This window comes from Paracoccus onubensis, assembly GCF_003591515.1.
GTDB lineage: Bacteria > Pseudomonadota > Alphaproteobacteria > Rhodobacterales > Rhodobacteraceae > Paracoccus > Paracoccus onubensis.
This window is the reverse complement of the sequence record NZ_QZCG01000022.1, coordinates 1-22997: the sequence shown is the minus strand read 5'-3', so window position 1 is coordinate 22997 and position 22997 is coordinate 1. Positions and strand designations below refer to the sequence as shown.

The window sequence follows — 22997 nt, the reverse complement described above, 5'->3', positions numbered from 1 at the left end:
GGATGATGCACCCGCCGCAAGATGCTTGTCAAAGGTCGTCACAACCTCTTCCAGTCATTTCCCCTGACGGGCGAGGCTTTGCCGGATAAGACCCGCAATACCATCCTCCTCGAACCTGTCGTAATCCTGCGCATAGTCCATGACGCTGCGGCCATGATCGTCAACGCTGGACGGGTCTGCATCGGCTTTCAGCAAAGCCTCTATCATTTCACGGGAATGCGGCTCGACCAGAAATGTCATGAGCGGAGTGCAACCCTCCTTGTCGCGTGCATTCAAATTTGCACCATGCCTGATCAAGTCGGGCAGGAATTCGGGGTCACTCAGGCAATGGGCCAAAGTATGGCCCTTGTCATTGCGTGCATTGATATCCGCCCCACGGGCTATCAAAAGATCAATCTTTTTCGTGAAATCGACATAATCCAGCATGTGAATTGCAGAGAACCCCCACCGGCCCTGCCTCGTAGCGAGACCGGGATCACGTATCAGGAATTCTTTGACAGCACTGACCGGCCCGGTAGACACGGCCTTGAAAAACCGAGTGAGTTCGTCGCCGGTTTCCGTGGGCTTCAAGCCTGTGCCGAATAGCGCGGAAAGCAATTTGCCTAACATAATTCTCCTTTACACCGGGATCGCGGTCGTGCGGAATACCGTGCGCAGCGCGAATGACGAATGCATCTGCGCCACGCCGGGCAGGCGCGCCAGATGCTGGCGGTGAATGCGGGCGAAATCGTCGGTATCCTCGACCACGATCTTCAGCAGGTAATCCGCCGTGCCCGCCATCAGGTGGCATTCCAGCACATCGGGAATGGCGCGCACCGCCCGTTCGAAACGGTCCAACAGCTCGTCGGCCTGACCCGACAGGGTGATCTCGACGAAAACCGTGGTCTGGCGTTGTAATTTCCGTGCATTCAGCAGCGCCACGTAATCCTGAATGACGCCGCCTTCCTCAAGCCGCTGCACCCGTCTGTGGCAGGCGCTGGGCGACAGGTGAACCCTTTGCGCCAGTTCGGCATTGCTGATTCGCCCGTGTTTCTGCAGCAGCGCAAGTATCCGGCGGTCTATTGCGTCGATTTCACTCATATCGGGATAATCTTCGAGAAAGCTGGAAATTTCCAATGATTTCTTTCGAATTTTAACGGCACTGACCCATAGCTTCGCTGCATTTTGCATGGATCCTGTGACATCCTGCAGAACATAAAACCTATGGGAGGAGTGTTTAGATGAAAATCGGTTGTCCAAAAGAAATCAAGGCGCAGGAATTCCGGGTCGGCCTGACCCCCGCCAATGCAACCGAGGCGATCCTGCGCGGGCACAGCGTTCTGGTCGAGACCGGGGCGGGCGACGGAGCGGGTTTCACGGATGAGGATTACCGGGCCATCGGGGCCGAGATTGCGCCCGATGCGGGTACCGTCTTCAGCAAATCCGAACTGATCATCAAGGTGAAAGAGCCGCAGGCCACCGAGCGCCGGATGCTGCGCGAGGGACAGATCCTGTTCACCTATCTGCATCTTGCGCCGGATGCGGAGCAGACCCGTGACCTTCTGGAATCGGGCGTCACCTCGATCGCCTATGAAACGGTGACGGATATGCGCGGCGGCCTGCCGCTGCTGGCGCCGATGTCCGAAGTGGCAGGGCGTCTTGCGCCGCAGGTCGGATCATGGGCGCTGCAAAAGGCCAATGGCGGGCGCGGCGTGCTGCTGGGCGGCGTGCCGGGCGTGCGGCCCGCCAATGTCGTTGTGATCGGCGGCGGAGTCGTCGGCACGGCCGCCGCCCGGGTGGCGGTGGGGATGGGCGCGAATGTGACCGTTATGGACCGCTCGGTGCCGCGCCTCTCTTATCTGGACGATGTGTTCATGGGCAAGCTGACCACCCAATATGCCAGTGCCGCCGCCACTGCCGAGCTGATCGCCACAGCCGATATGGTCATCGGCGCGGTGCTGATCCCCGGGGCGGCCGCGCCCAAGCTGGTGACGCGCGAGCAATTGTCGATCATGCCGCAGGGCTCGGTTCTGGTGGATGTCGCCATCGATCAGGGCGGCTGTTTCGAGACCTCCCGCGTGACCACCCATCAGGATCCGATCTATGAAGTCGATGGCGTGGTGCATTATTGCGTGGCGAATATGCCGGGCGCGGTTGCGCGCACCTCGACTCAGGCCCTGGGCAATGTGACGCTGCCGTTCCTGCTGTCTTTGGCCGATAAGGGCTGGCGTCAGGCCATCACCGACGATCCCCATCTGCGAGCCGGGCTGTCGACGCATCAGGGCAAGCTGACCTCGCCGCCGGTGGGCGTGGCGCAGGGGATCGAGGCACTCACCCCGGATCAGTTGCTGAACGGCTGACGGCGCGGCCGCATTCCGGGTGGATACCGGAACCGCGGCACACCGTGTCCGCCGGCGTGACCCCGCACCCGTACGAGACGCGGAGCGGTGCTTCGTCCTGTTTACCTGCCCGGCGGGCTGTTGGCCGCCCGACAAGGATAACGAATGCAAGACAAGATCGCCGTCGGTTCATGCCGATGGCGCCGAAAAGCCTTTACAGAGGCACGGTTAACGATCCCGTCGGGTTCAGCATGGCGCATTAACCTTAACATCACCGATTAAGGTTAATGCGCTAAGCGAAGGATCGTACCCTCTTTCGCAAAAGCGTGCCCGATCAAGCACGCCCGGGGATATGTCAGCCTCTCGCGGCCAGAAGATCGCGGATCTGCGCCAGCAATTCTTCCTGCGTCGGGCCTGCCGCTTCTTCGACGACTTCTTTTTTCTTTACCACGGTGTCCCTGACCCGGTTCACCCCTTTGACCAGCAGGAACACGACCCAGGCAACGATCAGGAAATTGATCACGGCCATGACGAAAGAACCATAGGCGAATACCGCCGCGCCCGCTTCACGCGCCGCGGCAAGACTGAGCCCGTCTGCGACCTCGCCCGACAGGACGAAATACTTGTTGGTGAAATCGACACCACCGGTCAAAAGACCGATGATCGGGTTGATGAGATCATCCACCAGCGACGTGACGATTGCCGTGAACGCCGCGCCAATAATGATCCCCACTGCCAGGTCCATGACATTGCCCTGGGCAATGAATTCCTTGAATTCCTTAATCATGGCTTTTGCTGTCCTCTGTGATCGGCGGTCCCTCCCGCACTGACATAAAGATTAATCCACCCTTGCGCGACACGCAATTCCCTTGCGATTCGTATCGATACTGCGCTTTTCATTCCGCCCCGATCTGTTCTAGGTTGACGGAAACCAAGGGTCGAATATGCAGATCATTACCTCCGAAGCCGAGTCCCGCCTTGACTGGCTCGCCCTGACCGATGCGCTTGCCGAAGGTCACAGCCTGCCCCGCGCAGAGATTTCCGACAGTTTCCTTTATCGCGGCAATGACACGCTGCTGACCCGTTCGGCATGGATCGACGGGCTTGGTCTGGCGGTCAAACCCGCGACGATCTTCCCCGGCAATCCGCAAACCGGCCTGCCGGTGGTCAACGGAGCGGTGAACCTGTTCGGTGATGCAAGCGGCGAACTCGTCGCATTGATCGATTTCCACCTTGTCACCAAATGGAAAACCGCCGGTGACAGCCTTCTGTCGACGCGGCGACTTGCCCGCGAGGACAGCGCAAGCGCGCTGATCGTCGGCGCCGGAAATGTCGCCGCCTCGATGATCGAAGCCTATCGCGCGGCCTTCCCGGACATCCGCATCAGCATCTGGAACCGCACCGCGAGCGCGGCCCGGGACCTTGCCGCGCGGATGGATGCAATCGCGGTCGACGATCTGCCCGCCGCCTGCCGCGACGCGGATCTGATTGCGACAACCACCATGGCGACGCATCCCGTGCTGCAGGGCGACTGGCTGCAACCCGGAACGCATCTGGACCTGATCGGAGCCTATCGTCCCGATATGCGCGAAGTGGACGACACGGCCCTGAAACGCGCCCGGATTTTCGTCGACAGCCGCAATACCACCATCGGCCATATCGGAGAAATACAGATTCCGCTTGATAGCGGAGTCATCTCAAAGACGGATATCGTCGCGGATTTCTATGACCTGTCGTCAGGCGATTATACGCGCCGGTCCCGGGATGAGATCACGATCGCCAAGAATGGCGGCGGCGCGCATCTGGATCTGATGACCGCGCGTTACATTCTTGACGCAATGGAATAATTTCCGCTCGGCCAGATGAACCCAGACGGTCAGAGCCTGTCGTGCTGAATCGGAAACGCCGGTTACTTGTGTCCCGCGATGGCCGGGGCCAGCCCGTCGCCGGCAGGTCTCTCGAACCAGTGGCGCGACCCGCCGGCGACCCCCGAGGTATTTGGACAAAGAAGAAGCAGAGGAAGGGGAAGCGAATCCGGAGGGGCGCGGCGGGCTTTAAAGGCTGCGTATCGGCGCATCCCATGGCAGAAGTTCCGCTTCCATCCATGTGCCATGACCGGCATTCGGAAACACGATCCAGTCTTCACCGAAGCGCCTTGCATGTTCTTCGGTCAACCGATGCTGTTCTTCCAGCGGGCTCCCCGCGAAGGCGTCGTCGAAATCATGCAATGTGTCGCCCAGCAGCAATATGATCCTGTGCGATTTTTCGATGGCAATGCGTCGCTCGGCCTTGGGCGGTCCAAGCAGCCGCACATGATCTGCATCCGCCTGCGGAAGCCCAAGCCGCGACAAGGTGGCGATCGTGGCGATCTTGTTCTCGTCGAACCTGTCGGAAACATAGAAGATCGTTACGCCAAGCTCATCCGCAAGCTCGAAGAAATCCGCCGCGCCCGGAATCAGATGCGGCTGACCCTCGCGCTCCCATAATTTCCAGATATCGATCTTGTCCTGCCCTGTCGGCCGGCTCATCGCATGGGCCATGACGGCGGCGTTGTCAAGAATCGTCTCATCGATATCAGACACGACCGCCAGCCCTGCGCCCGATCCGCCCGCCGCCTCAACGGTAGCCCGTAGCCTCAGCGTGGCAAGCGCATAGCATTGCCGCTGCAAGGCTTTGATCTCTGCAGAACGCTGCTGATACCTGATCGCCATCGCATGTTCATGGGGATGATCCAATATGCCTGTTTCCGTCATCGATCCGCCTTGAAAATCCGTGTCCTGATACGTCCAAGCCCTGAACCATGCCTTATCGGGATGCAAGTTCAAAGCTGAATTCCGGTATACCCCGAACCCTGCCCCAGCCGCCCAAAGCGTCACCGGCATCTGTCCGATCCGATTCCCGTATAAGAAAAGGCCGGACGCATGCGCCCGGCCCCGGCATCCGGACAGGTCCGCTTCAGTCCGCCGCCAAAGTCTCGGCAAGGCGCATCAGCCGCACCGCTTCATTGCGATAGCCGAATTCATCGGCACCGCGATTGGCTGTGGCAAGGGCAATCGCATCCTCGTATCCCCAATCCTGCAGGAAGGTGGAACCGCGCAGAAGCTGCCCGAAACCTGCAATCGCGGCGGCGAATTCCGCCTCGGAGCCGGGATGATCCGTTTCGGTGATCGGGAACTCCATCAGCTGGCTTTCGCTTTCCCCCGGATCTTTCCAGCGCAAACGCAGCAGGCCCAGTTCGTCCGATTTTCCCGTCGCCTCGCTGTCCATTTCCTGCCTGGCATAGCGCAACGGATCGGCCTTGCGGGCGGGCGAATCCACCGGCGTCACCTCGTAGATTGCGGTCACGGAATGGCCGGCGCCCAGTTCTCCGGCATCGACGGCATCATTGTTGAAATCCTCGCGCCGCAAGGCACGGGTCTCATAGCCGATCAGCCGGTACTCGGCGATCACCGCCGGGTTGAACTCGACCTGGATCTTCACATCGTCGGCAATGGGGAACAACGCCCCGGCAAGCTGATCGACCAGCACGCGCTGCGCCTCGTTCAACGTGTCGATATAGGCGGCTGTGCCATTGCCGTTCTGAGCAAGGGCCTGCATCGTGTCGTCCTGCAGGTTCCCCCGGCCAAAGCCCAGCACCGAAAGATAAATCCCGCTGTCACGCTTGTCCGAGATGAAATCAGTCAGGGCGTCCGGGTCATCGATCCCGACATTGAAATCTCCGTCGGTCGCCAGCAGCACGCGCGACACCTCGCCCTCTTCCGACATCTCGCCGGCCAGCCGGTACGCCTCTTCAAGCCCGCCCTCGCCATTGGTCGAACCTTCGGACTGCAACCCGGCAAGGGCTTTCTCGATCGCGCCCCGGTCCGAGGCAGGCGTCGGTTCAAGCGCGATTCCGGCGTTTCCCGCATAGGTCACGATGGCGACCTGATCGTCGGAGTTCAGTTTCGACAGCATCATCCTGAAGCTCTGGGCCAGCAAGGGCAGTTTCGCCGGTTCATCCATCGAGCCCGACGTGTCGATCAGAAAGACCAGATTCAGCGGCGGGCGATCTTCGATGGCCGGCAATTCGCCCTGCATGCCGATATGCACAAGGCTGGTATCCGGGTTCCACGGTGTCTGGAACACACTGACAGTCGGCTTGAACGGGCTGACATCCTCCGGGCCGGGCGCGGGATAGTCATAGGGGAAATAATTGATCATCTCCTCGACCCGCACGGCATCGCGCGGCGGCATCTGCCCGGCATTCAGCGACGAGCGGACCAGCGCGTAAGAGGCCGTATCGACGTCGATCGAAAAGGTCGAAACCGGATCCTCGGCCACGACATGCAGGGGGTTGTCATCCTTATTCGAGAATTGTTCGGTATTGGCCGGAGGCGGCGCAGGGGCGATATCCGGAGCGATCCCGACACGCGCCATCGGCGCGGGCGCGGCGTCACGAAGCTGGGCGTTATAACCGACGACCTCATCGGCCTGCGGTTGGGCCGGTGTGGATTCCGCTTGCAGGTCCTGCGCTGCCGGTGCCTCGGGCTTGGCGATGGCGGGCGCATCGCTGGCGGCTGGCTCCGGCTGCGCCGCCACTTCGGGGCGCGACATATCCGAGGGCGGCGTCATCAGATCGCGCCCGGCAGGCGTGAAAAACAGGGCGCCAACGGCGACAAGCGCGGTGGTTGCGGTCAGCCCGGCAGCGGCGGTTCTGGTCATAAGCATGTCAAAAACTCCTCTGAACACGCCCCGTTTCTCGGAACGTTCAGAGTTTTGACGCGCAGCCATCCCGGATCCTTGGGTCGCCGCGAAATTTTTCTTCGCCAGTGCCAGATTCTCCGCCCGCCGCACAGGATCGGGCCGCGGCGTCGCTGCCCGCATCGCGCGCTTCAGATCGTCCAGATCCGGATCGTCATGACCGGAGGTCATTGCGCCTCCTCCTTCTCTTTCAATTCGCGCAGGCGTTTCCGTGCCTCGGCGACCCGCCAGCCAACGGTTCCTTCGGGAACGCCCAGAATATCGGCCGCCTCGGCGTGGCTCAGACCTTCGAGGACCAGCACCAATGTATCGCGCAGGATATCGCTGAGATGGCTCATGGCAGCATGTAGCCACGCGGCATCCTGCTGTTCTTCCGCGATGGCACTCTGGCGGCCGATCTCCCAATCGCCCCAGCCTTCCATTGCCCGCGCATAACGCGACGCCTTGCGCCTGCGGTCCACCGCCGCATTCAGGGCGACACGGTAAAGCCAGGTCGTAACCCTGGCCTCGCCGCGAAAGCCCGCCAGTTTTGAGGGCAGCGCGGCGCAGATATCCTGCGTCAGATCCTCGGCCTCGGCTCTGTTGCCGGTCAGGCGGAAGCACAATCCGAACAGCCGGTCATAATTGCGCGACAACAGAGCCTCGAAGGCATCCGCATCACCGCCGGCCGCCGCCAGCGCAAGATCTTCATCTGTCACGTTCATGCGCATGTCATAACTTATGACGTCTGCCGGGCACAGGATCTTGGGTCGGCCCGTGACGTTTTTCACCGGGCCACGGCATCGCCCCCAAAGCGCCCATAAGATGCGCGGTGCAGGAACGCCATCACGATATGTTCAGGCCGGGCAGAAAGGGCGCGATTCCGGCACCATCCGCGCCGGAATCGCGCCCCTCATTCGGAAGCTCTGATCGCCGGTTCAGTAGCGGAGCTTGGCGTGAACCTCGTCCAAATCCACTTCGCCGATCGGCATCTTGTTGTCCGGATCGTCGAAATCATAGCGGAACAACAGGAAGTCGTCCTTGTACATTTCCCAGATCAGATGCCGCGACAGATCGTCGAAATAGGCACTGACCTTATGCGCCCGCTTGGGGCCGTGCCCTTCGGATTCGTTGAAGCGCGGTACTTTTTTCAGGTCAAGCTTATGTGCGGGTTTCGTATCGCTCAGAACCTCTTGCATGCCGTCATTGAACTTCTCGGTGAAAAAGATCCGGTCATATCTGCCACCGCTTCCGATGAAGGTCGAGATATGGCCGGACATTGCCGACCAGTGGATATCCGGCTCCATCGGACGCCGCCAGCGGATGGTGTCGCGCGCAAAAAGCAGAAAACGGCGAAAACTGGCGATCTGATCGAAATCGAAACCGTTCTCGGGGCTGCCGACATCGATGCCGTAGCGCTGGATCAGCTGCGGCACCAGTTTGCCGCGATAGCGCTTGCCGTTCCGCTGAATGCCCGCGATCTTGTCGAAAAAGGACGACAGAATCCGCGTATAGGGGTTACGGACACAGGTGAAGGCCGGCGTCTTGTGGCCCAACACCGCATTCCGGATCGGCTCCTGACTACCATCCTGATTCCATTTATGTAAACCGGTTGTCGAATCGTGGATATCGCCATCGAAGTAACGTCCGTGGTCCGAATAGAACATGATCTGGCCAATGGTTGAGCAGGCACATTTCGGAACCACACGGTAGATCAAACTTTCACTTTCGGTCATCCAAACGCCGGGAAACCCCATATCGCACTCTCTTCTATATCTATTAGTGGGCGCAAATTTACCAAATGAGGGCCATCCGGCTTGCTCGCGCAGTCAAAATTGATACAGACACAAAGCAAACCCTGCGAAGATTTTCAACGCAATAAACGCGCCACGCAATTAATTGACCGCATTACTGCGGGGAACCCATGACAAGAATTGCTTTTATCCTATTGACTCACAAGGATCCCGAAGGGGTCATCGCGCAGGCCAGAAGGCTTTGCGCCACCGGAGATTATGTCTCGATCCACTTCGACGCAAACGCCCCGGATAAGTATTTTCGACGCATACAGGACGCGTTGAAGGACGAATCCGGCGTCACATTCGCCGCCAAACGGCTGAAATGCGGCTGGGGAAACTGGTCGCTGGTCGATGCCAGCCTTCTGGCGGTCGAATCGGCCGTCGAAGCTTTCCCGGACGCGACTCATTTCTACATGCTGTCAGGCGACTGCATGCCGATCAAATCGGGGGAATACGCGCATTCCTTCCTCGAGCGAATCGACGGAGACTTCATCGAAAGCTTCGATTTCTTCGAAAGCGACTGGATCAAGACCGGGATCAAGGAAGAGCGGCTGATCTATCGCCACTTCTTCAATGAGCGGAAACACAAGAAACTGTTCTACGCCAATCTCGAATTTCAGCAGCGATTCCGGCTTCAACGCCAGATTCCGGCAGATCTGCAAATCATGATCGGTTCGCAATGGTGGTGCCTGCGCCGCAATACGGTCACACGGATCCTTGATTTCTGCAGGCAACGCAAGGACGTGATGCGCTTCTTCGCCACCACATGGATCCCGGATGAGACCTTTTTCCAGACGCTGGTCGCGCATCTGGTTCCGAAAGCCGAGATTCACCGGCGTACGCTGACGTTCCTGATGTTCACCGATTACGGGATGCCCGCGACATTCTATAATGATCACTACGATCTCCTGCTGCGCCAGGATTTCCTTTTCGCCCGCAAGATCAGTGCCGAAGCCCTGGAATTGCGAGAGAAGCTCGGCGCGCTCTGGCAGGCCAGCGGTCAGGAATTCGTGATCTCGGATGAGGGTCCGCGCCTGTTCCGCTTCCTGACCGAGCGTGGCCGGGTCGGACGACGGTTCGCGCCGCGCTTCTGGGAAAGCGAGGGCAATCTGGGCAGGAATCAGATCGTGCATCTGATTGTCGCCAAGAAATGGCATATCGCCAAGCGCCTGACATCCAGGATTCGCGCGCTTACGGATATTCCCGCACTGGATTACCTTTTTGACGAGCAGGACGCGAGCCTGCCCTGGCTTGGCGGCGTCGCCTCCAGCCTGACCAAGCGGCAGCGCCATCGCCGCGCCCTGCTGCGCCTGCTGTTCGACGAATATGACAGCCGGCAGCTTGTCCTGTGCATCGATCCCTCGGCGCTCTCGCTGATTTCGGATTTCGTCAGCGACAAGGCGGAAAGCCGGATCCTCTTCGTCGACAGCGAGTTCGACGACAATTATATGCGCGGTCATATGAACCGGATTGGTCTGGCTGGCAACACAACCCCGGACGATGTGCTTGCGCGGCTGCTTCCGATCGTGCGTGCCGATCTTGAACAGGAATCCGAAAGATTGCGGGACATGAATTTCGAGCATTTCGAAACGATTGCCAGCGCGCAGTCTCTTGAACGGAATGCCCTGTCGATCGCGCGCTTTCTGGACGTCGCGCCCGAGATCGCGCAGGATCTGGCAGGCACCGAACATCTTTTCGCAGATTAGGCAGGAATTCCATGGCTTTCGACTACGACGACCAAAACATCTTCGCCCGCATCCTCAGGGGCGAAATTCCGAACGATACCGTTGCCGAGAACGACCACGCGCTGGCGTTTCGCGATATCACGCCACAGGCGCCAAGCCATGTGCTGGTCATCCCGAAGGGGAAATATATCAGCTTCGAGGATTTTTCGGCCAATGCCTCGGCAGATGAGATCGCGGCATTCATGCGGCTTTGCGCCGAGGTGATCGCGACAGAAGGGCTTGGGCAGGCGAATGGCGGCAACGGCTTCCGTGCCATCACCAATGCCGGCTCCGATGGCGTGCAGGAGGTTCCGCATTTCCACCTGCATATCATGGGCGGCCGGGTGATGGGGCCGATGCTCAGCCGGCGCGGCTAAGGCAGGAAAAGGCGCGCGCGATACAGGCGGGCCGCCCACCGGGTCAGCCGCGGGTCAGTTCGACGAAGACATCCTCCAGATCGGGCTGCTCGCTGGCGACATCCCTGATCGGCACATTCGCGCCGCGCAGCGCGTCGATCAACTGATCTGCACGGATTCGCGAGGGCGGATAGCTGATCGCCAGCCGCCCGTCGGATCGCCACTCGGGCCGCGCACCCTCGGGCAAGGCGGGCAGTTCCACCCGCGCGCCGGTGTCGATGACAAGCGTCTTGCCATCGGTGCGGCCAAGCAATTCGCGTGTGCTCTGCTTCACGATCAGTTCGCCATGATTGATGATGGCGATCTCGTCGCACATCTCTTCGGCTTCCTCCAGATAATGCGTGGTCAGGATGATTGTCATCCCCTGTTCGTTCAGCCTGCGGACATTGTTCCACAGCATCGCGCGCAGGGTGATGTCCACGCCTGCCGTCGGCTCGTCCAGCACAAGGATCTGCGGGCGATGCACCAGCGCCTTGGCCAGCAGCAACCGCCGCCGCATTCCGCCTGAAAGATTGCGGGCATAGGCATCGGCCTGCCCGGTCAGCCCGACCAGTTCCAGCAATTCATCCGTCCAGCGATCCGCCCTGGGCACTCCGTAAAGTCCCGCCTGCACCTCAAGGCTGGCGCGGGGGCTGAAATAGGGATCCATGTTCAGTTCCTGCGGCATGATCCCGATGGCGGCACGCGACTGGCGCGGGTTCACATCCTGATCGAATCCCCAGATCACCACCTTGCCCGCCGTCTTGTTCACCAGACCGGCAAGGATGTTGATCATCGTCGATTTCCCTGCGCCATTCGGCCCCAGCAGCCCGAAGATGCTGCCCGCCCGGATATTCAGGTCAACGCCTTTCAATGCATCTTTGGCGGGGGCATTGCCCTGCGCGGCATAGGTTTTGCGCAAAGCGGTAATTTCGATGGCATTTGACATGACTGACATCCTTGCAAAGCTTGCGTAGCCGGGCAACGCTGGGATATGTGGGTTAGAACAGAACCCGCCCGCCGCCACAAGAAGGCCAGCCATGACAGAGACCGCCCGTTCCGTAAACCAGACCGCACCGGAAATGCGCCTGCCCGCCCCGGAAACCGTCACCGTGACAAGCCGCCGGATCGCCTGCGACGGCGACGATTCCCTTGGGCTGGGGCATCCGCGCGTCTGGCTGGCAATCCCGCCGGAAACGGGTTTCGTCGATTGCGGCTATTGCGACAAGCGTTTCGTACTGGACCCGAACCACGCTCACGACGATCATTGAACGGCGGGCACTGAACAGCAACCACTGAACAGCGGGCGGCGAAAGCGGCATCCGGAAAGATAGTGCCGCTTGTACGCCAAGGGCCGTTCTGTGATCACGCCGCAACCGAATATTCCTTGCCTTCCCGTCCCGGCGGTCAGCAAAACTGATCGAAATCTTGCGTCATTGCGCATAGTGCCGCTATTCTGCCTTTTCGCAATAGGGAGGGATTGCGGGGGTGAAACGGCGAAAGACAGGGACGGGGAACAGCGCATCCCCGGACGAAACCTGGAGCATTGGCACCCCCTTTGCCCGCCGGCGGCTTGATCTGCTGGCGCTGATTCCACTGATGGCGATCATCGCTCTGGTCATTCTGGTGGCGGGTGTGGTCTGGATCGTCAGCCGGAACGAGGCCGAGCAGGCAAGGATGAAACTCGCCACAGACGCCCTGTGGGTCGAACAGACCCTGCGGCTTCAGATGTCGGTGGACGAGGATATGCTTGCACGGATGGCGCTTGAAGCCGCATCGGGAACCAATCCGGATATACTGGATTCCCGCGCCCGGCTGCATATCGCCTCGAACCCCGAAATTCTTTCGATCATCTGGTATGACAATGCGGGTCAACGTCAGCGGGCCTTGCCGGGGGAAAGGGCTCCGGGCGATGACGCGCTGGTAAAGAGACTCGCGAATAGCAGGACCCGTGGCGCAAGGCCGGTTTATGGCAGCACCAGCGAAGAGGGGCAGGCGACGATGGGGCTTGCCCTGCCGGATGAGGCAGGCTTCGTGACCGCGACGGTTTCGCTTCAGCTTCTGCTGCAAAGACATGTTCCGTGGTGGATCGCCGAGCAATACGGAGTGCGCATTCGCGACATGGACGGCAAAAGTTACGCCGAAAGACAGTTGCTCGACACCAATCCCGACTCTCCCAGCCACCGGATCAGCTTCGATCCGCCGCTGCATGGCACGGAACTGATGATCACCGCATATGAAGACCAGAAGGGCCTGCGCGCGGCACTGCTTTTCGGCGCGATCGGCGCACTGGCGATTTTCGCCATCCTGGCTCTGGCGGTCCTCTATGGCAGCTCCAAGCGCCGCCGCGCCGCCGAAGCGCAGCTTCGCAGCGAGACCGCTTTTCGCAGCGCAATGGAAGAAAGCCTGACGGTCGGCATCCGCGCCCGCGATCACGACGGACGGATCCTTTATGTGAACTCGGCATTCTGCGATCTGGTTGGCTGGAACTCGTCGGACCTGATCGGTCATCTGCCGCCAATGCCCTATTGGCACCCCCAGAAAACCGAGGAAACCCGCGCCCGGCACGAACATCTTGCCCGCTCGGGCACCAAGGCGCAAAGTTTCGAGACCCATTTCCTGCATCGCGACGGCCGCGAGATCGACGTTCAGGTCTACGAGGCACCGCTGATCGATTCCGCCGGAATCCACCGGGGCTGGATGGGCTCGGTCATCGACCTCACCGAACAGAAACGCGCCGCCCGGCTGACGCGTGAACAGGACGAGACGATGGCGCGAACCGGCCGGCTGGTCACGCTTGGCGAAATGGCCTCGACGCTGGCGCATGAACTGAACCAGCCGCTTGCCGCGATCGCCTCCTATGCGGCGGGCATGTCCAACCTTCTGAACGCCGGCAATCCCGATCCCGCCCTGCTGTGCGAGGCGACCGGCAAGCTGGGCCATCAGGCCGACCGCGCCGGGCAGATCATCCGCCATATCCAGGATCTGGTCAAAAAGCGCGAGCCCCGTTTTGTCGAGACCCGGCTGGACGAGGTGATCAACGAAACGGTATCTTTCCTGTCGGCGGATGCCCGTGCGCATCGTGTGGTCATCCAGACCGATCTGCACCCTGTCCCGGCACAGCAGGCCGACCGCATCCTGCTGGAGCAGGTGCTGATCAATCTGATCCGCAACGGCATGGAGGCGATGGCCGAAAAGCGTCATGGCGACGCGGTCCTGATCCGGCTGTACCCCGAAGGCAACCACAGCATGATCGAGGTCGAGGATCAGGGCTGCGGTATCTCAGATGACATGGCGGGCCGCCTGTTCGAGGCTTTCGCCTCGACCAAGGCGCAGGGAATGGGAATGGGCCTGAAGATCTGCCGTTCCATCATCGAGTTGCACCGCGGCCAGCTGGCTCATCGCTCCGCCGCGGATGGCGGAACCATATTCCTGATCACTCTGCCGCGGGCAGAAGGAAAATCCGAGGGCAAAGCATGGGCGGCATGATTCATATTGTCGATGACGAGGAAGCGATCCGCGATTCGCTCGGTTTCCTGTTCGCTTCCCGGGGGCTGGCCTCTCGCTGCTGGCCCTCCGGCGAGGCTTTCCTTGCCGCCCAGCCGCTTGAGGATTGTTCCTGCATCATACTGGATGTGCGCATGGGCGATCTGAGCGGTCCCGAGGTTTTCGACCGGTTGCTGGCGCAGGAGGTCAGGGCACCGGTGATTTTTCTGACCGGGCATGCCGATGTGCCGATCGCGGTCGAAGCGTTGAAGGCCGGCGCTTTCGACTTTCTGGAAAAACCTTTCAACGATAATCAGATCGTCGATCTGGCACTTTGCGCAATCGAAAGGTTCAATGCGACAAAAGCCGAAGATGCTGCCCGCCGTGACATCGCCGCACGCCTCGCCACCCTGTCGCCGCGCGAGGAAGAGGTGATGCGGCTGATGCTGACGGGTGAGTTGAACAAGCAGATGGCGGACCGGCTGAACATCGCGGTCCGCACGGTCGAGGTGCATCGCGGGCGGGTTCTGGCCAAGATGGGGGCAAGGAACGGTCTGGAACTCGCGGCCATGGTCGGCACGGACAACAAGTGACGCGCAGCGTAAAGGGCGGGACTATTCCCTTCTTCGACGCACCCTGAGCCATTGCCCGATGGCAAGGGCGGCAATCGTGGAAACAAACACAGGCACGACGACATAGATCAGAAACAGACCCGCTGCAAATTCGGGGCCATATCCACTCTCCGGTCCGTTGTGATAAATCCACCATGCCACGCAAAGCAAAACGGCCAGCAGCAGCAATGAAAATGCGACTGCAACCGCAGCAGAAATCCGGCGGCCTATCACGATCCCAAGTAAAAAGGGTAGTACAAGAAACCCAAGCCCCAGCATCGCGAGAAGCATTAACTCTTCGCTCATCCTTCCGCATGCCATTCGGCGGCAAGCAAATCATCCCCTGCCCGCCGCAATGTCTCTGCCAATTCGTCGAACCATCCGTCCGCCGGGGTCGAGCCCCTGCGCAACAGCAGCACCTGCCGTTCCGGCTGCGGATCGGGAAACCGGATCGTGACCAGTCCCGGAGCGGCCGCCAGTTCCTGCAGCCGTGCGATTTCGGGAAGGAAGGTCAGCCCCATCCCCTGCGCCGCCAGACGGCAAAGCGTGGACAGCGATGCCGCTCCAAGATTCAGGCGGCCGCCATGCCGGGACAGCCCGCAGACTTCCAGCGCCTGATCCCCCAGACAATGCCCCTCGTCCAGCAACAGAAGCTGGCTCGGGTCCAGCGATTGCGGCTTCAGGCTCTCCGCCCGGGCAGCGAATCCCGCGATGCGCGTGGAACTTCCCGCCAGAAGAAACCGGTCGATGAACAGTGGCACGGCAACCAGATTGTCCCCCTCGGGCGGGGTTGCCACAACGGCGGCGTCAAGCTGGCCCGATTCCAGTTCGGTCAGCAAGCGGTCGGTCATGGCCTCGCGCAGATACATGTCGCGGCCGACATCACTGGCCCGCAGCACCGGCAAAGCCTCGGGCAGCAGATAAGGGGCGACCGTCGGAATCATCCCCAGCCGCAGCTTGCCGCCCTGACCGGGACTGTTCAGCCCCTGTTCAAGCCCGGCCATCGCCGCCGCCACCTGCCTGGCATGATCCGCCAGGGTCCGGCCACGCGGCGTCAACACGATGCCGGTCGGCGTACGCTCGACCAGCTTTCCGCCGACCTGTTCCTCCAGCGCGCGTATCTGCATCGACAAGGCGGGCTGGGTCACATGGATCATCTCTGCCGCGCGGGTGAAATGCCGCTGTTCGGCCAAGGCCAGAAAATAGCGAAGTTGGCGGAAGGTGATGTTCATAAGATGATCTGATCGAATTCCGGATATGCCGAAAGCAAGCTTATTCGGCGCTTCGATTCCAATCAATCCCCACCCCGGAAACCGCAGAGGCAAGCTCCGGATCCTGCCCTACCCGATCAACGGAGACCGTGGGCCGTAATGCTCCTGATAATGCCGCTCAAGCCGTATCAGGGCCAGCTTCAGTCCCAGCTTGCCTGAACGTGCGGGCCAACCCAGGCGGCGTTCGGTCATCTCGAGCCCTTCGAGGAAACAGCAGACACGCAGCGCCACGTCTCCCAGTTCCGGTCCCAGATCGCGCAAGGCCGCCCCCACCCTTTCGCGGGCAGTGCCCGAGCCGCCACTGAACTCCCTTGCTCCGGTATCGATTCCGGCGGTCAGGAACCCTTCCCAATTCTGGGTGACCCGCGGCCCCATCTGCGCCAGTTCGAAATCTTCGCGCAGGCGCTCTCCGGCAGCAACCATGCCGGGGCTTAGAAAGGGCTGCCCATTCGCGTCGGAACGCCGCGCCAGAACCTGCAAGGGGCTTTCGGCAAGATTGACCCGCGTTCTGCAGGAGCGGCCATCCTCGGGATCGTCCAGAACACGCTCGCCCCATAGCCGATGCTGATCGGCATGATCCGCTGTTTCTCCACCGACGCTTTCGCCTTTGAGCATCCGCCGCAATACAGCCCGTCCGGCAGGCGTCGGCACATATCGCTGAATGCGCCCGACCGAGCGCGTCTGCACAACCCAGCCGCGCAGGGCCATGACCTCAGCCATCCCGCGGTCAAGAACCGCCGTGCGGATATCGTCGCGGGTCACGATCGCGGTCTCGATCCCGTCGGTGGTCGCCAGCACCGCGCCCGGCTCGACCAAACGGCGCAGCACCTGCCGCAGCTTCTTTTCATCAAGGGGTTTGCCATGCTGGGCAGAAAGCGCGGAATCGACCAAAGGATCGTCGCGCCGGTCTTCAAAGCGCCGAATCCGCCGCAGCACGGTCGAGGCGTGACAACCCAGTTCCCGCGCCAGCGCCCGGATCGGCACGCCTTCCCTGATATGCCGCGTATAAAGTGCCACATCCTGAACGTCTTGCGCCTGACGGGCGGCAGGACGCCCTGCCCGGCCCGTACTTTTCGAAACTGCCGGAAAATCCTGTTTCTGAATCATGTCATCGCCTCTGTTCTTTGGGCGGACGAGGTCCAGACAACGTCCGCGCAGTATCTTGCCGGCAGGTCGCGCGGCAATTGGTAAACCGAGGCGCAACATTCTCTAATAAATCCTAAATAATTCTTTCCCCTGCGTTCGCTGCAAAACACATTCGCGCAACACCACTTTTGGTTGTGTATTTTCTGCACTTTCATCTTGCAGAGGAACCCTCCGCCATGAACTTATCCACCGGATTCGCGGATTTTCATCCCGTCATACAAAATCAGGCCTTGGGCAGGCCGGGCATCCTGATGCGGGCGGCAAAGGCGGGGCAAGGCGGATGGCAGCGCGGCCGGGATCTGCCCCGGCTGTTGCGCAGCCACAAATGCCCCGCCCATGATCAGGCCCTGAAGCTTCTGCGGGCCGAGGAAGAGCGGCTGAACGGGCTGCGTCTGCTGCGCGCGCCCTCCTATGACATGCAGCGACACGTCCTGATCATGATCGCATTGCTGGCCGAAATGCATGCGGCAGCCGTCAGCGTCCCCGGAACAGCGACCCCAGAACGCCCCTGACCAATGCCTTTCCCGCCCTTGTGCCCACTTGCCGGGCAAAGCTTTTGCCAAAAGCCTCGGCGATGCTGTCGCTGCGCGAAGATCGCGACGACCGGGATTTCGTTGCCTTGCGCTCCGGTTCGTAGCGACGGTCCTGCTTGTGTTGTCCAGTGTTCATCTCGAACAGATCATCGTCCGAACCGGAAGCGGGCTGTTTCTCTTTCCCGGCTTCGGTTGCGGCGTCCTCCGCCCGCTTCGCCAATATTTCCCGCGCGGATTCGCGGTCCAGCGGCGTGTCGTATTTTTCGGCCATGGGCGAAGCCTTCATCGTTTCCGCCCGCTCGTCATCGCTGATCGGCCCCAATCGGCTGAACGGAGGGCGAATCAAGGTTTTCTGCACGATCCCCGGCACGCCCTTGGCTTCCAGCAGCGAGGTCACTGCCTCGCCGGTCCCGACATTCTGGATCGCGTCAGCGGTATCGAAATCGGGATTCGGGCGATAATTCTCGGCGGCAAGCCGCAGGGCCTTCTGATCCTTGGCGGTAAAGGCACGAAGCGCGTGCTGCACCCGGTTGCCAAGCTGCCCCAGAATATCCTCGGGAATATCCGCCGGATTCTGGCTGATGAACCAGACGCTGACACCTTTCGAGCGGATCAGCCGCGCCACCCGTTCGATCTTTTCGATCAGGGCCTTCGGGGCGTCATCGAACAGAAGATGCGCCTCATCGAAGAAGAACGCGACTTTCGGCCGGTCGGGATCCCCGACTTCGGGCAATTGCTCGAACAGCTCCGACAGCAGCCACAGCAGGAAGGTCGCATAAAGCCGTGGGGAATTCATCAGCTTTTCGGCGGCAAGAATATTGATCATCCCCCGTCCCGCCTGATCCTGCCGCATGATATCCGCCAGCTCCAAAGCGGGCTCGCCGAACAACCTGTCGCCACCCTGATTTTGCAGCACCAGAAGCGCGCGCTGAATCGCCCCGACGCTGGCTGTGCTGACATTGCCGTATTGCAGAGACAATTCCTTGGCGCTCTCGCCCACCCAGACCAGAATTGCCTGCAAATCCGCAAGATCCAGCAGCGCAAGCCCCTGTTCGTCCGCGACCCGGAAGGCGATGTTCAGCACCCCTTCCTGTGCCTCGGTCAGCTCCATGAGGCGTGACAGCAAAAGCGGCCCCATCTCGGCCGGCGTGGTCCGGACCGGATGCCCCTTTTCGCCCCAGACGTCCCAGAAAGTCACCGGAAAATCCTGATAATCCAGCGTCAGCCCGATCTTATCCGCGCGCTCGCTGAATGCGCCCTTCAGCTTGGCGTCTTCGCCGCCCGGTCGCGACAGCCCGGCAAGATCGCCCTTCACATCCGCCAGAAACACCGGCACCCCGGCCAGAGACAGGCTTTCGGCCAATGTCTGAAGAGTCACCGTCTTGCCGGTTCCTGTCGCGCCCGCGATCAACCCGTGACGGTTGGCATATTTCAGCAACAGATTCTGTGCCGTACCGTAATCGGCACCCCCGCCTCCGACAAAGATCGTTCCTGCTTCGCTGTCCAGAATCTGTGTCATGTTTCCCTCGTTCGTCATTGGCGCCATCGCCTTTTTTCAGACTGACAATACAATCTTAACCCGGCTGTGCCAGCATGGTTCTGTTCTGGGATCCCAGTTCGGGTTCCGGGATTCCTTCCTGCTGGGATGCCGCGCCTTCTGGCGCGGCATTTCTGCCTTGCACGAATCGGCGGGCTCGCAGGTGGATATGGCAGGGCAATATGAATGACCGACCGTTTTTTCCATTGACAGCCCTGCTTCCATCCGGCCTTTTCCGATTGATCTGTTCCTTCGAAGGATACCCGATGCGGATAGAATTGGTCATCTTCGACTGCGATGGCGTCATCGCTGACAGCGAGTTGTTATCCGCCAGCGTCCTGATCGAAAACCTGGCGGAAACCGGCCTGACCCTTGGCGCCGAAGACGTCCGGCGCGAATTTCTGGGCCGCAGTTTCCCCACCGTTGCCCGCGTCATCCGCGAGAATTTCGGCCACCCTCTGCCGGAAGATTTCGAGGCGGAATACCGGCGCCGCCTGCTGCTGCGTTTTGAAGAGGAACTCCGGCCGACCCCCGGATTTCAACAGATGCTTCAAGCCCTGCACCTGCCCAGCTGCGTGGCCACCTCATCAAGCCCGCCGCGTGCCGAGCGAACCTTGCAACTTGTTGGCCTTTCGGAATTTTTCAACGGAAAAATCTTTACCGCCAGTCAGGTCGCCCGCGGCAAACCGGCCCCGGACCTGTTCCTTTTCGCGGCAAACCGGATGGGCGTAAAGCCCCCGGCTGCCATCGTCGTCGAAGACAGCGCCCCGGGGCTGGAGGCCGCGCAGGCCGCGGGCATGAAAGTGCTGGCCTATCGCGGTGGCGGGCATCTGCGTGAAGCCCCGATCGAATTGCCTCCCGGAATAGCGGGCTTTGACAACTGGGCGGATTTCCCTCACCTCTTGAGGCAGATGGAAACCGCCGGGGAACTCAGGTGAGCACAGGACGATTCGCGCCGGGATCAAGCCGATTGGACGATGCCGCCCGTGCCGGCTGGCTCTATTACGTGGCGGGCAATACGCAGGACGAAATCGCCCGCAAACTCGGCGTCAGCCGCCAAAGCGCCCAGCGTCTTGTGGCCATGGCGGTCAGCGAAAAACTGGTCAAGGTACGGCTGGATCACCCGATCGCGCATTGCATGAACCTGGCCAGAGCCCTGACCGGCCGCTATGCGCTTTGCAGTTGCGAAGTTGTCCCCTCGGATCCCGGCGCGCCGGACCTGCTGACCGGTATCGCCATCGCCGCAGCCACGATTCTGGAAAAGACGCTGAAATCACCCGAGCGCCGGGTGATCAGCCTTGGCACCGGGCGGGCGCTGAAAGCCATGGTCGAACAGACACCCCGCATGTCCTGCCCGCAGCATGTCGTCGCCTCGCGCCTCGGCAACATGATGTCCGACGGCTCGGCATCGCCCTATAACGCCACGATCCATCTTGCCGAGCGGATCGAGGGCCCGCATTACCCCAACCCCCTGCCCGTCCTTGTCAGCGATCCCGGCGAACTGGCCGCCATGCAGCAACAGGAGGCAGCGCGGAATACCATCGAGCTGTGCAGGAATGCCGATTTGTCGGTGGTGGGTATCGGGCAGATGGACCGGACAGCCCCGCTTTTCGTCGACGGTTTCGTCTCGGCCCACGAAATGGACGAACTCGCCCATGCGGGCGCGGCGGGAGAGATTACTGGCTGGGTCTATGACGGCGACGGCACGATTATTGATTGCAATTTCAACCGCCGCGTCGCATCCGCCCCCTTACCCAAGGGTTCGGAGCGCCCGCTGATCGCCGTGGCCTCGGGTGAAGGCAAGCTCGCTGCAATCCGTGGCGCACTGCGAGGGCAGCTGGTCAACGGGCTGATCACGTCAGAGGCCACGGCGGAACGGCTGCTGGCCTGATCCCTTACTGCCCTCCTTCCGTCATCGAATCCCGATCTTGCCCTGCCGTTCCGTGATGGGAACGGGAATTTCCCGTCATTCCAAATACATGAATCCGGGTCATGGTCCTGAACTCGCGAGTCGTATTTGATTATTGACAGAATCTCATCCATTTGCGAATATTTGCTCATCGGAAGGGCATTTGCCCAATCCGTAAGGGAGGACAACATGATCACGAATTTCCGCATCCTCATGGGTGCAACGGCGCTTTGCGCCTCAGCCGGCATCGCGGCCGCTCAGGACGTCACATTGACCGTCGCCACCGTGAATAACGGCGACATGATCCGCATGCAGGGGCTGACCAGCGAATTCGAAGCCGCCAATCCCGGCATCAAAATCGAATGGGTGGTCCTGGAAGAAAACGTTTTGCGCGAAAAGGTCACCACCGATATCGCCACCAATGGCGGTCAGTACGACGTCATGACGATCGGTACCTATGAAGTGCCGATCTGGGGCAGACAGGAATGGCTGAAGCCCCTTGAAATGAGTGCCGAATACGATGTGGACGACCTGCTGCCCACGATCCGCGAGGCGCTTAGCGTGGACGGCACACTTTACGCCGCGCCGTTCTACGGCGAAAGCGCCATGGTGATGTATCGCACCGATCTGATGGAAAAGGCCGGGCTGGAAATGCCCGACGAGCCGACATGGGATTTCATCCGCGAGGCTGCCGAAAAGATGCATGATCCCGATAACGGCGTCTATGGCATCTGCCTGCGCGGCAAGGCAGGCTGGGGCGAGAACATGGCGCTTCTGACCTCGATGGCGAATTCCTTCGGCGGCAAATGGTTCGACATGGAATGGGTCCCGCAATTCGACCAGAAACCGTGGCAGGACGCGATCACCTATTACGTCGACATCATGACCAATTTCGGCCCTCCCGGCGTCTCGACCAATGGTTTCAACGAAAATCTGGCTCTGTTCCAGACCGGCAAATGCGGCATGTGGTATGACGCCACCGTCGCCGCCGGCTTCGTGACCAACCCGAACGATTCGACGGTCGCCGACAAGGTCGGTTTCGCTCAGGCTCCGACAGCCGAAGGCGGACAGAAGGCAAACTGGCTCTGGGCATGGACGCTGGCGATCCCCGCCAGTTCCGAAAATGCCGAGGCCGCGCAGACCTTCATCGAATGGGCGACCGGCAAGGGCTATACCGAACTCGTCGCCGAAAAAGAGGGCTGGATCGCCGCCCCTCCGGGCACCCGCACCTCGCTTTACGAGAACCCGGAATATACCAAGGTCGCGCCCTTTGCCGAAATGACGCTCGAAGCGATCAATTCGGCCAATCCGGGCAGCCCGACCGTGGACGACGTGCCCTATGTCGGCGCGCAATATGTCGCGATTCCGGAATTCCAGGGCCTCGCCACCACCGTCGGACAGCTTTTCTCGGCCGCCGTCTCGGGCCAGTCCAGCGCCGAAGACGCGCTTGCCGCCGCCCAGGCAACCGCCACGCGTGAAATGAGCCGGGCGGGCTACCCCAAGTAAACCCGCCCTTTCTTCTTTGTCCAAATACCTCGGGGGGTCCGGGGGC

Annotated in this window: 23 protein-coding genes; 11 read left to right on the top strand and 12 right to left on the bottom strand. The window is 60.8% G+C overall.

The features are described from left to right. Positions 1-54: 54 nt before the first annotated feature. On the bottom strand, positions 55-609 hold the full coding sequence (locus D3P04_RS22200; RefSeq protein WP_119752066.1) for an ankyrin repeat domain-containing protein: 555 nt from the start codon (positions 607-609) through the stop codon (positions 55-57). Positions 610-618: 9 nt separating this feature from the next. Continuing rightward, positions 619-1080, bottom strand: coding sequence for an Lrp/AsnC family transcriptional regulator (locus D3P04_RS22195; protein ID WP_119752087.1), 462 nt, complete (start codon positions 1078-1080; stop codon positions 619-621). A 140-nt stretch (positions 1081-1220) separates the two neighbouring features. On the opposite strand from D3P04_RS22195, the gene ald reads away from it, so the two are divergent. Next, entirely contained in the window at positions 1221-2339 is a 1119-nt protein-coding gene (ald, locus tag D3P04_RS22190) for an alanine dehydrogenase (RefSeq protein WP_119752065.1), read from the top strand. 334 nt (positions 2340-2673) lie between these two features. On the opposite strand, the gene mscL is transcribed toward ald, so the two are convergent. Further along, positions 2674-3105, bottom strand: coding sequence for a large conductance mechanosensitive channel protein MscL (gene mscL, locus D3P04_RS22185; protein ID WP_119752064.1), 432 nt, complete (start codon positions 3103-3105; stop codon positions 2674-2676). 157 nt (positions 3106-3262) lie between these two features. Between mscL and D3P04_RS22180 the strand changes: the two genes are divergently transcribed. Beyond that, complete coding sequence (locus D3P04_RS22180; RefSeq protein ID WP_119752063.1) at positions 3263-4165, top strand: ornithine cyclodeaminase family protein; 903 nt, start codon at positions 3263-3265, stop codon at positions 4163-4165. A 207-nt stretch (positions 4166-4372) separates the two neighbouring features. On the opposite strand, the gene D3P04_RS22175 is transcribed toward D3P04_RS22180, so the two are convergent. The 4 genes from D3P04_RS22175 to D3P04_RS22160 form a co-directional block, all read right to left on the bottom strand. Then, the gene (locus tag D3P04_RS22175) at positions 4373-5071 is read right to left on the bottom strand and encodes a 5'-nucleotidase, lipoprotein e(P4) family (protein WP_182912971.1); all 699 of its coding nucleotides are present in this window, start codon (positions 5069-5071) and stop codon (positions 4373-4375) included. 202 nt (positions 5072-5273) lie between these two features. Further along, positions 5274-7229, bottom strand: a complete 1956-nt coding sequence (locus tag D3P04_RS22170) for a vWA domain-containing protein (protein WP_119752061.1) — start codon at positions 7227-7229, stop codon at positions 5274-5276. Then, positions 7226-7762, bottom strand: coding sequence for an RNA polymerase sigma factor (locus D3P04_RS22165; protein WP_182912970.1), 537 nt, complete (start codon positions 7760-7762; stop codon positions 7226-7228). Before D3P04_RS22165 ends, D3P04_RS22170 begins: the two co-directional genes overlap by 4 nt. 213 nt (positions 7763-7975) lie before the next feature. Then, a complete protein-coding gene (locus D3P04_RS22160) occupies positions 7976-8794 on the bottom strand; it encodes a sulfotransferase family protein (protein WP_119752059.1) in 819 nt (272 codons plus the stop codon). 167 nt (positions 8795-8961) lie between these two features. Between D3P04_RS22160 and D3P04_RS22155 the strand changes: the two genes are divergently transcribed. Together D3P04_RS22155 and D3P04_RS22150 are read left to right on the top strand one after the other, a co-directional pair. Continuing rightward, a complete protein-coding gene (locus tag D3P04_RS22155; RefSeq protein ID WP_119752058.1) occupies positions 8962-10539 on the top strand; it encodes a DUF5928 domain-containing protein in 1578 nt (525 codons plus the stop codon). Between the two features lie 11 nt (positions 10540-10550). Continuing rightward, positions 10551-10934 (top strand): HIT domain-containing protein, encoded by a 384-nt coding sequence (locus D3P04_RS22150; RefSeq protein WP_119752057.1) that lies wholly within the window; start codon positions 10551-10553, stop codon positions 10932-10934. A 43-nt stretch (positions 10935-10977) separates the two neighbouring features. On the opposite strand, the gene D3P04_RS22145 is transcribed toward D3P04_RS22150, so the two are convergent. Then, a complete protein-coding gene (locus D3P04_RS22145; protein ID WP_232845135.1) occupies positions 10978-11910 on the bottom strand; it encodes an ABC transporter ATP-binding protein in 933 nt (310 codons plus the stop codon). A gap of 124 nt (positions 11911-12034) precedes the next feature. Here D3P04_RS22145 and D3P04_RS22140 point away from each other — a divergent pair, with 124 nt between their 5' ends. The 3 genes from D3P04_RS22140 to D3P04_RS22130 all read left to right on the top strand — a co-directional run bounded on the left by D3P04_RS22140 (position 12035) and on the right by D3P04_RS22130 (position 15031). Next, positions 12035-12223, top strand: a complete 189-nt coding sequence (locus D3P04_RS22140; RefSeq protein ID WP_119752086.1) for a zinc-finger domain-containing protein — start codon at positions 12035-12037, stop codon at positions 12221-12223. 217 nt (positions 12224-12440) lie between these two features. Further along, positions 12441-14441, top strand: a complete 2001-nt coding sequence (locus D3P04_RS22135) for a two-component system sensor histidine kinase NtrB (protein ID WP_232845134.1) — start codon at positions 12441-12443, stop codon at positions 14439-14441. Then, entirely contained in the window at positions 14438-15031 is a 594-nt protein-coding gene (locus D3P04_RS22130) for a response regulator transcription factor (protein WP_232845133.1), read from the top strand. Before D3P04_RS22135 ends, D3P04_RS22130 begins: the two co-directional genes overlap by 4 nt. Before the next feature lie 21 nt (positions 15032-15052). On the opposite strand, the gene D3P04_RS22125 is transcribed toward D3P04_RS22130, so the two are convergent. The 3 genes from D3P04_RS22125 to D3P04_RS22115 all read right to left on the bottom strand — a co-directional run bounded on the left by D3P04_RS22125 (position 15053) and on the right by D3P04_RS22115 (position 17427). Further along, positions 15053-15355, bottom strand: coding sequence for a hypothetical protein (locus tag D3P04_RS22125; RefSeq protein WP_147391977.1), 303 nt, complete (start codon positions 15353-15355; stop codon positions 15053-15055). After that, positions 15352-16281: a hydrogen peroxide-inducible genes activator gene (locus D3P04_RS22120; protein WP_119752084.1), complete on the bottom strand. Its 930-nt coding sequence runs from the start codon at positions 16279-16281 to the stop codon at positions 15352-15354. Before D3P04_RS22120 ends, D3P04_RS22125 begins: the two co-directional genes overlap by 4 nt. Before the next feature lie 108 nt (positions 16282-16389). Next, positions 16390-17427, bottom strand: a complete 1038-nt coding sequence (locus D3P04_RS22115) for a DUF6456 domain-containing protein (RefSeq protein WP_119752053.1) — start codon at positions 17425-17427, stop codon at positions 16390-16392. Positions 17428-17642: 215 nt separating this feature from the next. On the opposite strand from D3P04_RS22115, the gene D3P04_RS22110 reads away from it, so the two are divergent. Further along, entirely contained in the window at positions 17643-17978 is a 336-nt protein-coding gene (locus tag D3P04_RS22110; RefSeq protein WP_119752052.1) for a DUF6477 family protein, read from the top strand. Here D3P04_RS22110 and D3P04_RS22105 read toward each other — a convergent pair. Further along, positions 17941-19518, bottom strand: coding sequence for a helicase HerA-like domain-containing protein (locus tag D3P04_RS22105; protein WP_119752051.1), 1578 nt, complete (start codon positions 19516-19518; stop codon positions 17941-17943). The genes D3P04_RS22110 and D3P04_RS22105 overlap by 38 nt on opposite strands. Positions 19519-19802: 284 nt before the next feature. Between D3P04_RS22105 and D3P04_RS22095 the strand changes: the two genes are divergently transcribed. The 3 genes from D3P04_RS22095 (at position 19803) to D3P04_RS22085 (ending at position 22951) form a co-directional block, all read left to right on the top strand. After that, on the top strand, positions 19803-20474 hold the full coding sequence (locus D3P04_RS22095; RefSeq protein WP_119752049.1) for an HAD family hydrolase: 672 nt from the start codon (positions 19803-19805) through the stop codon (positions 20472-20474). After that, positions 20471-21427 (top strand): sugar-binding transcriptional regulator, encoded by a 957-nt coding sequence (locus D3P04_RS22090; RefSeq protein WP_119752048.1) that lies wholly within the window; start codon positions 20471-20473, stop codon positions 21425-21427. Before D3P04_RS22095 ends, D3P04_RS22090 begins: the two co-directional genes overlap by 4 nt. A gap of 207 nt (positions 21428-21634) precedes the next feature. Continuing rightward, the gene (locus D3P04_RS22085) at positions 21635-22951 is read left to right on the top strand and encodes an ABC transporter substrate-binding protein (RefSeq protein WP_119752047.1); all 1317 of its coding nucleotides are present in this window, start codon (positions 21635-21637) and stop codon (positions 22949-22951) included. The last annotated feature ends 46 nt before the right edge of the window (positions 22952-22997 follow it).